Consider the following 14125-nt stretch of genomic DNA (forward strand, 5'->3'; position numbering starts at 1 on the left):
TAGATATGCAAACTCAATTTACGCACATTGTACTAGGACTGGGAGCCACGGGACTTTCTGTAGTGCGTTATTTGGTGTCTCAAGGTATCAAACCCTTGGTGATGGATAGCAGACGTAATCCACCAGGTGTTGATGCCTTAGCACAAGAGTTTGCCGATATTGAACTGATTGCGGGTGGCTTCGATTGCCGTTATTTGGTACAAGCACAGCAGATAGTGATTAGCCCGGGCATTGCCATAGATACTCCAGAAGTACGCGCAGCCATCGACATGGGCATAGAAGTTATTGGTGATGTGGAGTTGTTTGCCCGCGCCATTGCCGACAGAAAGCCTTGCGTCATTGGCATTACTGGCTCTAATGGCAAAACCACTGTCACCACATTAGTGTTTGAAATGATGTTGGCTGCAGGGTTAAAGGTTGCGGTTGGCGGTAATATTGGCACTCCGGTGCTGGATTTGCTGGATATGGATGCGGATTATTTTGTGCTGGAACTGTCCAGCTTTCAACTAGAAACCACCTATAGCTTAAATTGCATCGCCGCCACTTGTTTGAATATTTCTGAAGATCATATGGACAGATACAGCGATTTAACCGCTTATCGCAACGCTAAATTGCGTTTATATGATCAAAGCCGTTTTATTATGTACAACCTCGATGACGAGCTTACCTACCCCCATGAGCCAATGAATCAGAATCATTTTGGTTTAGGTGTGCCCGAAGGTGATGCTTGGGGCTTAGGTGATGGCAAAATTTTCCATGGCGATAGCGATATTATCAACCTGATTGATGTGGCGCTGATCGGCAGCCATAACCACGGTAATTTATTAGCGGCCATGGCGCTGGTGCATGCCTGCGGTGTTGGCAAAGAGCCAATGATTAAGGTTGCTAGCACCTTCAGTGGGTTATCTCATCGCTGTGAATTGGTGGGTGTTAAGCAAGGGGTGTCATACATCAATGACTCTAAAGCGACTAATGTTGGGGCGACAGTGGCGGCATTAGAAGGCTTAAGTACCCACCTTGGTGAAGTGTATTTAATTGCTGGCGGCGATGGTAAAGGTGCTGATTTTAGGCCGCTAACTCAAGCACTGAGTAATGTGGTGCAACTTATCACCTTAGGTCGTGATGGCCATAAAATTGCTAAGTTAAAGCCAGGCACCATTGAAGTTGCCACCATGGAAGAAGCGGTGGCAAAAGCCGCTGAAATGGCGTTTTCTGGTGATATAGTTTTGCTATCTCCTGCCTGTGCCAGTTTAGATATGTATAAGAATTTTATGGCAAGGGGTGATGATTTTAGGCAGTTGGTGGAGCGACTACCAGATGGTGCCTAACGAGTCGCAGTTTCAATCACAGCGCCAGGGCATGAATTTGTCTTGGAATCGCTTACTTGGCGATAACGCGAGCCCAACGATGGCGGTTTACGATCGTAGTTTGTTGTTTGCTATTATCGCATTGATTTGTTTCGGTTTTGTTATGGTGATGTCGGCTTCTATGCCAGAAGCACAAAAACTCACTGATGATCCGTTTCATTTTATTTATCGCCATCTTGCTTACTTGCTGGGTTGTGCTGTGATTGCTTACTTGGTGCTTAACACTGAGCTGAGCCGCTGGGAGGAATACAGCCCTTATTTGGTGCTTGTGGTGCTGTTGATGTTAATAGCAGTATTGGTTGTAGGTACCACAGTAAACGGCGCAACACGCTGGTTATCCATTGGACCTATTCGCATCCAAGTGGCTGAATTGGCAAAATTTGTTTTTGTGATTTACATGGCGGGCTACTTAGTGCGCCGCCATGGTGAGCTAAGGGAGAACCGTAAAGGTTTCTATAAGCCTATCGGCGTCTACAGCTTGTTTGCTTTACTTATCATCTTGCAGCCCGACTTGGGCACTGTGGTGGTGTTATTCGTCTGTACTGTGAGTTTATTATTTTTAGCTGGCGCTAGAATTGTCGACTTCTTAGTGCTGGTGATGTTTGGTGTCATCACTTTTGTTGGTTTGGTGTTGTTTGAACCTTACCGTATGCGCCGAGTGACCTCATTTATGGACCCCTGGGAAGATCCCTTCGGCAGTGGTTATCAGCTCACTCAGTCTTTGATGGCTTATGGCCGAGGCGATTGGTTCGGTCAGGGCTTAGGCAATAGTATTCAGAAGTTGGCGTATTTGCCTGAGGCCCACACCGACTTTATATTTGCGGTAATAGGTGAGGAGTTAGGTTTTATTGGCATTATCTGTGTATTGGCAGTGCTGTTTTTTGTGGCGCTGAGGGCTATTCGATTGGGTAATTTATGCTTGATCAATGCCAAGCCCTTTGAAGGCTATTTATCTTACGGTATTGGAATTTGGATTTGTTTTCAAACCGTGGTGAATGTCGGTGCCAGCATAGGCATGCTACCGACCAAGGGCTTAACCTTGCCATTTATTAGTTATGGCGGCAGTAGTTTATGGGTGATGACAGCGGCGGCTATGTTGCTTATTCGTATCGATCATGAGCGCCGTTTAAACGTCATTCAAGCCATAGAAGGGAGAGTAAGACAATGACAGTAAATCCCATGGCACCAAGAATTTTAATCATGGCTGGCGGCACTGGCGGTCATGTGTTTCCAGCGCTAGCGGTTGCCAAGAATTTAGCCGAAAAAGGTTGGCAAATACGTTGGTTGGGCACAGCTGACAGAATGGAAGCTCGCCTAGTACCGCAACATGGTTTTGATATTGACTTTATCGATATCCAAGGAGTGCGCGGTAATGGTTTACTGCGCACCTTAGCGGCGCCGTTTAAAATCATGCGCTCTATCATGCAGGCCCGTGAAGTGATTGCTGAATTTAAACCGCAAGTCATTTTAGGCATGGGGGGGTTTGCCAGTGGTCCGGGTGGTGTGGCGGGGCGTTTGGCCGGCATTCCATTAGTGCTCCATGAGCAAAATGCCATCCCTGGGATGACCAATAAATTGTTGGCTCGTATCGCGACTAAGGTGTTATGTGCCTTCCCCAATACCTTTGGGTTAAAGGACGCGGATGTGCAAGTTGTCGGTAATCCTGTTCGAGAAGAGCTGGCACTCTTGGGTAGCATGAAGCAGCAAGGGCAACATGATGCGTTAAAAGTGCTTGTAGTGGGCGGAAGTTTGGGGGCTAAGGTACTCAATGAAGTGATGCCTAGCGTCGTGGCTCAGCTGAGCCGCAGCCTGTCGATTACCGTCTGGCACCAAGTGGGAAAAAACAATTTAGCGTCCACTAAAGCCAGTTACCAGCAGATGGGCCAGGCCGTCAATGTGAATGTAGCCGAGTTTATTGATGATATGGAAGCGGCTTATCGTTGGGCCGATGTGGTAGTGTGCCGCTCTGGCGCCTTGACTGTGTCTGAGCTTGCTGCCGTGGGGTTGCCGAGTATCTTGGTGCCTTATCCCCATGCGGTGGACGACCACCAAACTGTCAATGCCGCCATCTTAGTGGACGCAGGCGCGGGCTTTTTATTACCTCAAGCCATATTAACCAGTGACAATTTAGCCGAAAAACTGAGCTTATTCGCCAATAACCCTGAGGTATTGGTGCAGATGGGCAAACAAGCTAGAGAGGTTGCCGTGTTAGATGCAACCAATAAAGTGGCCGAGATTTGTGCCGAACTTGCGAGAAAGAATTGAAATGACAAATACCGAGAAGTACAAGCAATTACGTAGCATGATCCCAGAAATGAGACGGATCAAGCATATCCATTTTGTCGGTATTGGCGGTGCTGGTATGGGCGGTATTGCCGAAGTACTAGTCAATGAAGGTTATCAAATTAGTGGCTCTGATATTGCCACCAACAGCGTCACCGACAGATTAATTAGCCTAGGGGCTAAAGTGATTATTGGTCATCATGCTGAAAGTGTAGAGCATGCTGATGTGGTGGTAGTTTCGACGGCGATTAATCATGAAAATCCAGAAATTATTGCCGCTAAAGAGCGCCGTATTCCTATCGTTCGCCGAGCCGAGATGCTCGCCGAATTGATGCGCTATCGCCATGGGGTTGCCATTGCAGGGACTCATGGTAAAACCACGACGACTAGCTTAATCGCTAGCGTGTATGGACAGGCGCAGCGAGATCCTACTTTTGTGATTGGTGGTTTGCTTAATAGTGCTGGCACTAACGCGCGTCTTGGCACTAGCCGGTATCTGATTGCTGAAGCCGATGAAAGTGATGCCAGCTTCTTGCACCTGCAACCTATGGTCAGCGTTATCACTAACATTGAAGCCGATCATATGGATACCTATGGTGGCGATTTTGAGAAATTAAAAACCACCTTTGTGGATTTTCTGCATAATTTGCCTTTCTACGGCGTGGCAGTGATGTGCATAGATGATGACATTAACCGCGAAATCATGCCTAGGGTCGGCCGTCAAATTGTCACCTATGGCTTTAGCCAAGACGCAGATGTACAGGCGTTAAACTTTAGCCAGATTGGTCACCAAAGCCAGTTTGTGGTGCGAAGAAGAGGTAAAGAAGACTTAGCCTTAGTGCTAAATTTACCTGGTGAACACAATGTCTTAAATGCCTTGGCTGCGATCGCTGTTGCCAGCGAAGATGATATCGATGATGAGTCTATCGTTACAGCATTAGCAGAATTTGAAGGCATAGGTCGCCGTTTCCAGCATTTGGGCGAGTTCAACACCAGTAATGGTCAAGTGATGTTAGTGGATGATTATGGTCATCACCCTAGTGAAGTACTGGCGACCATTAAAGCGGCGCGTGCTGGTTGGCCGGAAAAGCGCCTGGTGATGGCTTATCAGCCCCACAGATATAGCCGTACCCGTGACTTATATGATGACTTTGTTGAGGTCTTATCTCAAGTTGATTGCTTATTGTTGCTTGATGTTTATTCAGCAGGTGAAACCGCAATCCCTGGCGCCGATGGGCGAGCATTATGTCGCTCCATTCGTTTGCGTGGGCAGATAGACCCTATTTTTGTCGCCAGTCCAGAGCAATTAGCCAGTGTGCTGCCTGATGTATTACAAGACGGGGATTTACTCTTTACCCAAGGCGCTGGCAATATAGGCGCCCTGTCAAAGCACTTGGCAAGTACAAATTTAGGTTTCGAATAGCAAAACGGTTAATAAATCAGCTAACAATCAATTGATTGGTGTTAGTTGATAGCTTTAGTTTAATGATAAAGGTCGATACAATGACCGATCGGCAGAAGCACCTTCTGCGACAGACTCAGGGGCGAAAATAGCGTGTCGTGGAGTGATAAGGGGCGTCAACTCAGAAAGGCCTTATCTAGGGTGAATTGGTATTTTTACTCTGGTCTGGTGTTTCTTGTGAGTGTTCTTGCTGGCATTGGCTGGGGCAGTGTGCAATTACATGCCTTACTTAATGATGCAGATGCTTTGCCCATTGAAGCGATTGCGGTCAAAGGCGAACGGATGTTTACCAAGGACGATGAGATCCAAGATGCATTACAAGATTTGATGCAAGGTAGCTTCTTTAGTGCCGACGTGGTTCAGGTACAGCAGGTATTAGAATCTTTACCTTGGGTGTATAAGGCTAAGGTACGCCGGGAATGGCCGGCACAGTTTAAAGTGCACTTAACAGAGCAAGTGACAGTCGCTAGATGGAACGACAAAGCCTGGCTTAATGTTCAGGGGGAAGTGTTTGAAGCGCCCTTGTTAACAGAACTTGCAGCACTACCTGCACTTTGGGGGCCAGAAACCATGGCCAATGAAGTGCTTACTAGTTTTAAGCAGCTCAATGATTTATTGACGATAAACGGTTTTAAATTGGTGAGTTTAAGTTTAAGCCCGAGACGCGCTTGGCGTGCTCAGTTAGACAATGGCATTTTGCTTGAACTTGGCCGCGAGGATAAAATGTCCCGCGTGCAACGATTTATTAATGTGTATCCGACATTAGAAAAGAGTAGTAAGCCCGTTGCCAAGGTCGATTTACGCTATGACACAGGATTTGCGGTGGGCTGGAATGAGACAAAACAAGAGAGTCGACAATAAATGATCAAAAATCAGGAAAGAAACCTCATCGTCGGGCTAGACATAGGCACCTCTAAAGTGGCTGTGATCATTGGCGAAGTGCTACCTGACGGCGAAATTAGTGTTGTCGGCTTAGGCAATCATCCTTCTCGGGGAATGGATAAAGGCGGAGTTAACGACCTCGACTCTATTGTGCGCAGCGTACAGCGGGCGTTAGATCAGGCCGAACTCATGGCAGATTGCCAAGTATCATCAGTGTATTTGAGCATCTCGGGTAAGCACATACATTGTCAAAATGAAAATGGCATGGTGTCGATTAATGATGAAGAAGTGACTCAAGAAGATGTGGACAATGTGATCCACACGGCGCGTTCGGTCAAGATCCCAACAGAGCGACGTATTCTTCATGTGCTGCCACAGGAATACGCCATCGATGTGCAAGACGGCATTAAGAGTCCCATCGGCATGTCGGGCATGCGCATGGAAGCCAAGGTACATATAGTGACTTGTGCTAATGATATGGCAAAAAATATCACTAAAAGCGTTGAGCGCTGCGGCCTTAAAGTTGATGATTTGGTTTTTTCAGGTATTGCTTCAGCAGATTCAGTACTGACTAATGATGAAAAAGATTTAGGGGTATGCATTGTCGATATTGGTGGCGGCACCACAGATATCGCGGTATACACCAATGGCGCTTTACGTCACTGCGCAGTGATCCCGGTTGCGGGTAACCAAGTGACTTCAGATATCGCTAAGATTTTTAGAACTCCCTTGACTCATGCTGAGCAAATTAAGGTGCAGTTTGCCAGTGCGCGTAGTGCCATGGTAAGCCGTGAAGATAGTATTGAAGTGCCTTCAGTGGGAGGCCGACCTTCTCGGAGCATGTCACGGCATACCTTGGCCGAAGTGGTTGAGCCAAGATACCAAGAGCTGTTTGAATTGGTGCTTAAAGAATTACAAAAAAGTGGATTTGAAGATCAAATCGCAGCTGGTATCGTCCTCACCGGAGGCACCGCGTCGATTTCTGGCGCTGTGGATATTGCCGAGGCTACCTTTGGCATGCCAGTTAGGGTAGCATCGCCGCTACCAGTAAAAGGATTATACGAATATGTTGATCAACCTATTTACTCAACAGGAATAGGTTTGCTTCATTATGGTGCTAGACGAGTCATCGAGCGTCAGTTCGAGCGACCAGAGCGCCAAGGGGTTACTAGCTTTTTGAATCGGGTCAAAAGCTGGTTTAAGGGTGAATTTTAATAACGCAGACTAACGGAGATCAGACTATGTTTGAGATCATGGATACACATTCAGACGAAGCGGTGATCAAGGTCATCGGTGTCGGTGGTGGCGGCGGTAACGCTGTCGAACATATGGTTAAGCACAGCATCGAAGGTGTTGAGTTTATTGTTACAAATACTGATGCTCAGGCATTGCGTAAATCAAGTGCAGGCTCAACAATTCAGCTTGGCCGCGATGTGACTAAAGGCCTAGGCGCTGGCGCTAATCCAGATGTGGGGCGCCAAGCTGCTGAAGAAGACAGAGAGAATATCCTTGCGGCTATCCGCGGCTCGGACATGATCTTTATCGCAGCGGGTATGGGTGGCGGTACAGGTACAGGTGCGGCGCCAGTGGTTGCTGAAATTGCTCGCTCACAAGGCATTTTAACCGTTGCCGTTGTGACCAAGCCATTCCCATTTGAAGGCAAGAAGCGCATGATTTATGCAGAGCAAGGTATTGCCGAGCTTGCAAAGCATGTAGATTCGTTAATTACTATCCCTAACGAAAAGCTATTAAAAGTACTGGGTCGTGGTACTTCTTTATTGGATGCGTTCGCCGCAGCTAACAATGTATTGCTTGGTGCGGTACAAGGTATTGCCGAGCTAATCACTCGCCCTGGTTTAATTAACGTCGATTTCGCCGATGTGAAAACCGTGATGTCAGAAATGGGTAATGCCATGATGGGCACAGGGGTGGCACGTGGTGATGATCGCGCCGAAGAAGCAGCCGAGGCTGCGGTGGCAAGTCCACTGCTTGAAGATATTGATTTAGCCGGTGCGCGTGGCGTGTTAGTTAACATTACAGCGGGTATGGATATTACCATCGAAGAGCTTGAAACCGTGGGTAACCATGTTAAAGCCTATGCTTCTGAAAACGCGACTGTGGTAGTGGGCGCGGTTATCGACCCAGAAATGAGCGATGAGCTACGTGTGACTGTGGTTGCAACAGGTATTGGTGCCGAGAAAAAGGCTGATATTCAATTGGTTGCTAAGCCTGTTAGCCGCCCTGAACCAATTGCCGCAGTTGAAGTGCGTCCAGAGCCTGTAGAAGAACCAATGCAAAACTACATGTCGACAAAAGGCAATGGCAACACAGCAGCAGCGATGCAAAGTGTTAGTGCGCCAAGCCCTGCACCTATGTCACGTGCCGATGGTGATTACTTAGATATCCCGGCTTTTTTGCGCAAGCAAGCCGATTAAGTATGAACCAGTGATGCACTTAAGTCTTAGCTATGGCATGAGTGCAGCGCGCTGAATAGTTGCAAGCAGATGTTGTTAAAGGTGACGATTGCAGTAGTCTTTCTGACTGATTTTTTTGTGATCAGCTAAATTTATGCTAGCATATCGCTCTTGTCTGCCGCTTGAGCTAAAGTCATGGCAGTATTTAATGAGATTTTTATTGAGACTACGACGGGTAACTGAATGATTTTTCAAAGAACTGTTCAAAAAATGGTACAGACCACTGGTGTTGGATTACATTCCGGCAACAAGGTGACGCTGCGCATTATGCCTGCACCGGTTAATTCTGGAATAGTATTAACCCGTACTGATTTAAGCCCAGCAGTGTCTATCCCTGCCAAGGCTGATTTAGTGCGTGAAACCACTATGTGTACCGCGCTTGTGAATGATGCCGGTATCCGTATCTCAACCATTGAACACCTATTTGCAGCATTAGCTGGACTTGGCATTGATAACGCGATTATCGAAGTTGATGCCCCTGAAATCCCCATTATGGATGGCAGTGCGAGTCCCTTTGTGTTTTTATTGCAAAGTGCGGGTATTAAAGAGCAAGCAGCAGCTAAAAAATACATCAAAATCAATAAGACTATACGTGTCGAAGACGGTGAGAAATGGGCTGAGTTAAAGCCATTCAAAGGTTTTAGAGTTAATTTTAAAATTGACTTCGCTCATCCTGAAATTGCCCGCAGTCAGCAACATATGGTGATGGATTTTTCGACATCAGCGTTTGTAAAAGACATCAGCCGTGCACGTACTTTTGGTTTTATGCGCGATATTGAGTACTTGCGTGCTAATAATCTAGCCCTGGGTGGCAGCATGGAAAATGCGGTTGTGTTAGATGAATACCGCGTCCTTAACCCCGATGGTCTGCGTTATGAGGACGAGTTTGTAAAACACAAAATCCTTGATGCTTTCGGTGATCTGTATGTAGCAGGTCATGCGATAGTAGGCGAGTTTTGTGCATTCAAAACCGGCCATGCGCTGAATAACCAGTTAGTTAGAGCCTTATTAGTACAGCAAGACGCTTGGGAATTAGTAAGCTTCGACAAAGAGGCTGATGTCCCCGTGAGTTTTATGGTGCCAGGCGCTCAAGCCTTAGCATGACGCGTTAAGATTGCCTATTACGGCTGGCCAAAGCAGCCAGCCGTTTTAGTTTCTCCCCTAGGGATCCTTCCACGTGTTCAGCTAGTGCCTGCAAGTGTTCAGCGGCGACCGAGCTCAATTGATTGTGAGCAATGTTGGTTTTCGATTGCGCTAATGCTAATCCTGGGTTGACTTTAACCTCAATAGCGGTAAGCATTGGGAGCGTTTCATTCTGCAGTTGAGTTAATAGTGCAGATTTCTGAAAATTTATCCTGGCGGCCCACGCTGCCGATGTGGTTTCAATCACAAGAACACCCTGGCGAAGGTTAGCGACTTTCAGCTCCTGCGCCACAGGGCCATTGAGTATCTGTTTTACGTATTGATTAAGATTATTCAATAGTTCTGCTTTCTCAGCCATTTCGGGCAGTTTTCCGAATTGATATACTAAATTGCTGAGGTCTTGGGGGGGCTTTTTCATATGATAATAAAATGGCTGGTTTAGGCTATGAGTGTAACAGTTTTTATCCAAGGCCGAAATGGCGTAACCCGTTGGCAACCGAGCAAGCGTTGGTTACTGCTGCCTATCCTTTTGCTCGCCTCCGGCACGGGCATATATCAATATAGCAGTGAGCGCTTTGAAAGCCAGCAGGCTAAAGCTGACAAAAATCAAAAACTGCGCGAACAACAAAAGCAGCAAGTACTGCAACTTAAAAATGCAACCGAATCTCAATTGGTGACGTTAGTGACTCATGTCGCCAAGATGCAAGCAAAAATTACCCGCCTCGAAGCCCTTGGTCAACAAGTGGCTCAACATAATCTTCTCGATGACCAATTTGATTTCACCAATGAAATCGGAGTCGGTGGACCGAGTGAGTTAGGCTCTAGTATTGAATTAAATCAGCTTATCGATGACATGGATAAGCTGGCTTCAAGAATTGATAATAATAATGTTCAGCTGTCTCTACTTGAAACAGTGGCATCTAATCTCCATATAGATGAAGAGCGTTATATATCAGGGCGACCAATCTATAAAGGTTGGTTATCTTCGCCCTATGGTTTACGAAATGACCCTTTTAATGGTCGCAGGACTATGCATAAAGGCATAGACTTCGCCGGAACAGAAGGGGCCGATGTGATAGCAACAGCAGCTGGTGTTGTCACTTGGGCCGGAAACATGTTTGGTTATGGTGAGTTAGTGGAGATAGATCATGGTAATGGTCTGCGCACCCGCTATGGGCATAATAAGGCTTTGTCAGTAAACGTAGGTGACGTGGTTGCCAAAGGCGAGAAGATTGCCAAAATGGGAAGTTCAGGTCGGTCTACCGGTCCCCATGTACATTACGAAGTATTACGTAGTGGACAGCAAATCGATCCTCGAAAATATGTCTATCGCAAGACAAGTTAATAGCATTAGCGGTTAGCGCACTCAATTAAACTCAACCTACAAGAGATAGTGATTAAGATGTTAGGCAAACTACTGACAAAATTATTCGGAAGTCGAAACGACCGTACCTTAAAAAACCTTGGCAAAATCGTCACCCAAATTAACGCCTTAGAAGCTGACTATCAGAAGCTTTCTGATGATGAACTCAAAGCAAAAACCCTTGAGTTTCGTGAGCGTTTAGAAAAAGGTGAAACCTTAGACGACATTATGGCGGAAGCTTTTGCTACTGTGCGTGAAGCTTCTGTTCGTGTATTCGATATGCGTCCTTTCGACGTCCAGCTCTTAGGCGGCATGGTGTTGGACAGTAACCGTATTGCAGAAATGCGTACAGGTGAAGGTAAAACCTTGACAGCGACACTGCCCGCTTATTTAAATGGTTTAAGCGGTAAAGGCGTGCACGTAATTACAGTGAACGACTACCTGGCAGGTCGTGATGCGGAAAATAACCGTCCATTATTTGAATTTTTAGGTCTATCAGTTGGGATTAACGTAGCAGGTATTGGCCAAGAAGCAAAGAAGATGGCCTATGACGCTGACATCACCTACGGTACTAACAACGAATTTGGTTTCGATTATCTGCGCGATAATATGGCGTTCTCACCTCAAGAGCGCGTGCAACGTCCACTGCATTACGCACTTATCGATGAAGTGGATTCGATCCTAATCGATGAAGCCCGTACGCCGCTGATTATTTCCGGTGCTGCTGAAGATAGTTCAGAGCATTACCGTAAAGTTAACGTGCTTATTCCATCGCTCATTCGCCAAGATAAAGAAGATACCGAAGATGAAATAGGTGAAGGCGATTACAGCATAGATGAAAAAGCAAAGCAGGTGCATTTAACTGAACGTGGTCAAGAGAAAGTTGAACTGCTGTTAATCGAGGCAGGCATGTTAGCTGAAGGAGATTCTCTGTATTCAGCAACCAATATTTCTTTATTGCATCATGTGACAGCAGCATTACGTGCTCACACCTTATTTGAAAAAGATGTGGATTACATAGTACAAGACAATGAAGTGATCATCGTTGATGAGCATACTGGTCGTACTATGCCAGGACGTCGTTGGTCAGAAGGCTTACATCAGGCTGTGGAAGCCAAAGAGCAGGTTCATATCCAAAATGAAAACCAAACGCTCGCTTCGATTACATTCCAGAATTATTTCCGCCAATATGAAAAACTTGCTGGTATGACGGGTACTGCCGATACTGAAGCATTTGAATTTCAGCACATCTATGGTCTCGACACTGTAGTGGTGCCAACCAACAAGCCTATGGTTCGTAATGATATGGCTGATTTGGTTTATTTGACCGCAAGTGAAAAATATGCCGCGATTATTAAAGATGTAGAAGCTTGTCGTGAACGCGGGCAGCCCGTACTCGTGGGTACTGTGTCAATTGAGCAGTCTGAGCTGTTAGCGTCATTACTGAAAAAAGCCAAAATACCTCATAGCGTGTTAAATGCTAAATTCCATGAAAAAGAAGCTGAGATTGTAGCTCAAGCAGGTCGCAGCGGCGCGGTAACTATCGCCACCAATATGGCTGGTCGTGGTACGGATATCGTCTTGGGTGGTAACTGGAAAGTTGAAATTGAAAACTTAACTGATCCAACCGATGAGCAAATCGCAAAAATTCGTGCTGATTGGAAAGTTCATCATGATGCTGTTATTGCAGCGGGTGGTTTACATATTTTAGGCACAGAGCGCCATGAGTCTCGTCGCATTGATAATCAGCTCCGTGGTCGCTCAGGTCGTCAAGGCGATGCGGGTTCATCACGCTTCTATTTATCAATGGAAGACAGTTTAATGCGTATCTTCGCATCAGAGCGAGTATCAGGCATGATGAAAAAGCTTGGTATGGAAGAAGGCGAAGCCATTGAGCACCCTTGGGTATCAAGGGCAATTGAAAATGCTCAGCGTAAAGTTGAGGCGCGTAACTTCGATATTCGTAAGCAATTACTTGAATACGATGATGTTGCAAATGATCAACGTCAGGTGGTTTACTCACAGCGTAATGAATTGATGGACGCCACAAGTATCCAAGATACCATTAAAAATATTGAAGCCGATGTGATTAACGATCTTGTTGATCAATACATTCCACGTCAATCATTGGAAGAGCTTTGGGATGTAGCAGGGCTCGAACAGAGATTTAATCATGAGTTTGGCATTCAGTTGCCAATTCAGCAATGGTTAGAGACAGAAGAAGACTTGCATGAAGAAACCTTGCGTGAACGCATCGTAGCTTCATGGAGTGAAGCCTATCAAGCTAAAGAAACCATGGTTGGTTCTGATGTGCTACGTCAATTTGAAAAAGCAGTTATGCTGCAAACGTTAGACGGACTTTGGAAAGAGCATTTAGCAGCGATGGATCATTTACGTCAAGGCATACATTTACGTGGCTATGCGCAAAAGAATCCTAAGCAGGAATATAAGCGTGAATCATTCGAGCTTTTCCAGCAGATGTTAGATTCATTGAAGCATGATGTAATAAGCGTGCTGTCTAAAGTGCAAGTTCAAGCACAATCTGATGTGGACGACATGGAACAGCGTCATCGTGAGGAAGAAGCTAAGATCCAGCGTGACTACCAACATGCAGCAGCGCAAGCATTAACAGATGATGAGCAAGAGCCAAGCGATGAGATGCCAAAGACAATGATCCGCGAAGGTGACAAAGTGGGCCGTAACGATCCATGCCCTTGTGGTTCTGGTAAAAAGTACAAACAGTGTCACGGCAAATTAAGCTAACCAATAGTAAGCTGATGACCGTCTTAGATACTTATTAAAGACAAATAAATCAGACTCAGTCAGTTAAAGGCAGCCTTATTTGGCTGCCTTTTCATTTTTAGCAGTAGCTAAACCGCGAACGAATCGTATTATCCCTCATTAGAGAGAGTGTTGAAATGACCTTAAAATATAAAATTGTGGATAACTTTGGGGGTAAATGGTGCGTATCGTGTAGTTAAGTGGATAAGGTGAAAAAAGATCGCTAAAAGATGATCTTTTTACACAAAAGCCCTTGCGTAAAAAATTAAGCTCCCTATAATGCGCAACCACTGACACGGCAAGCGGCTCACGCCATTATTGCGGTAACTAACGAGTCAGTTTGAAGCCTTCAAATAGAATGTTTCAAAGC

11 protein-coding genes are annotated in these 14125 nt (G+C 45.9%); 10 read left to right on the top strand and 1 reads right to left on the bottom strand.

Going from position 1 to position 14125, the window contains the following annotated elements; genetic code table 11:
• Positions 1-5: 5 nt before the first annotated feature.
• The 8 genes from murD to lpxC all read left to right on the top strand — a co-directional run bounded on the left by murD (position 6) and on the right by lpxC (position 9572).
• Positions 6-1328, top strand: coding sequence for a UDP-N-acetylmuramoyl-L-alanine--D-glutamate ligase (gene murD / locus H5073_RS13115; protein WP_182680020.1), 1323 nt, complete (start codon positions 6-8; stop codon positions 1326-1328).
• Positions 1329-1359: 31 nt separating this feature from the next.
• Positions 1360-2535, top strand: a complete 1176-nt coding sequence (gene ftsW / locus H5073_RS13120; RefSeq protein ID WP_259394899.1) for a cell division protein FtsW — start codon at positions 1360-1362, stop codon at positions 2533-2535.
• Entirely contained in the window at positions 2532-3632 is a 1101-nt protein-coding gene (murG, locus tag H5073_RS13125; RefSeq protein WP_259394898.1) for an undecaprenyldiphospho-muramoylpentapeptide beta-N-acetylglucosaminyltransferase, read from the top strand. Before ftsW ends, murG begins: the two co-directional genes overlap by 4 nt.
• Position 3633: 1 nt before the next feature.
• Positions 3634-5073 (top strand): UDP-N-acetylmuramate--L-alanine ligase, encoded by a 1440-nt coding sequence (gene murC, locus H5073_RS13130; RefSeq protein WP_182680022.1) that lies wholly within the window; start codon positions 3634-3636, stop codon positions 5071-5073.
• Between the two features lie 132 nt (positions 5074-5205).
• Positions 5206-5973 carry a cell division protein FtsQ/DivIB gene (locus H5073_RS13135; protein ID WP_182680023.1) on the top strand — a complete coding sequence of 256 codons (768 nt, stop codon included), beginning with the start codon at positions 5206-5208 and terminating at the stop codon, positions 5971-5973.
• Positions 5974-7209 (top strand): cell division protein FtsA, encoded by a 1236-nt coding sequence (gene ftsA, locus H5073_RS13140; RefSeq protein WP_182680024.1) that lies wholly within the window; start codon positions 5974-5976, stop codon positions 7207-7209.
• Positions 7210-7235: 26 nt separating this feature from the next.
• Positions 7236-8429 carry a cell division protein FtsZ gene (ftsZ, locus tag H5073_RS13145; RefSeq protein WP_182680025.1) on the top strand — a complete coding sequence of 398 codons (1194 nt, stop codon included), beginning with the start codon at positions 7236-7238 and terminating at the stop codon, positions 8427-8429.
• Between the two features lie 222 nt (positions 8430-8651).
• Positions 8652-9572 (top strand): UDP-3-O-acyl-N-acetylglucosamine deacetylase, encoded by a 921-nt coding sequence (lpxC, locus tag H5073_RS13150; protein ID WP_182680026.1) that lies wholly within the window; start codon positions 8652-8654, stop codon positions 9570-9572.
• 4 nt (positions 9573-9576) lie between these two features.
• On the opposite strand, the gene H5073_RS13155 is transcribed toward lpxC, so the two are convergent.
• A complete protein-coding gene (locus H5073_RS13155) occupies positions 9577-10029 on the bottom strand; it encodes a DUF721 domain-containing protein (protein ID WP_182680027.1) in 453 nt (150 codons plus the stop codon).
• Positions 10030-10056: 27 nt separating this feature from the next.
• Here H5073_RS13155 and H5073_RS13160 point away from each other — a divergent pair, with 27 nt between their 5' ends.
• Both H5073_RS13160 and secA read left to right on the top strand, forming a co-directional pair.
• Positions 10057-10956, top strand: coding sequence for a M23 family metallopeptidase (locus H5073_RS13160; protein WP_182680028.1), 900 nt, complete (start codon positions 10057-10059; stop codon positions 10954-10956).
• Between the two features lie 57 nt (positions 10957-11013).
• Positions 11014-13737, top strand: coding sequence for a preprotein translocase subunit SecA (secA, locus tag H5073_RS13165; RefSeq protein ID WP_182680029.1), 2724 nt, complete (start codon positions 11014-11016; stop codon positions 13735-13737).
• Positions 13738-14125: the final 388 nt, after the last annotated feature.

Source organism: Shewanella sp. SR44-3, assembly GCF_014163735.1.
Taxonomy (GTDB): domain Bacteria; phylum Pseudomonadota; class Gammaproteobacteria; order Enterobacterales; family Shewanellaceae; genus Shewanella.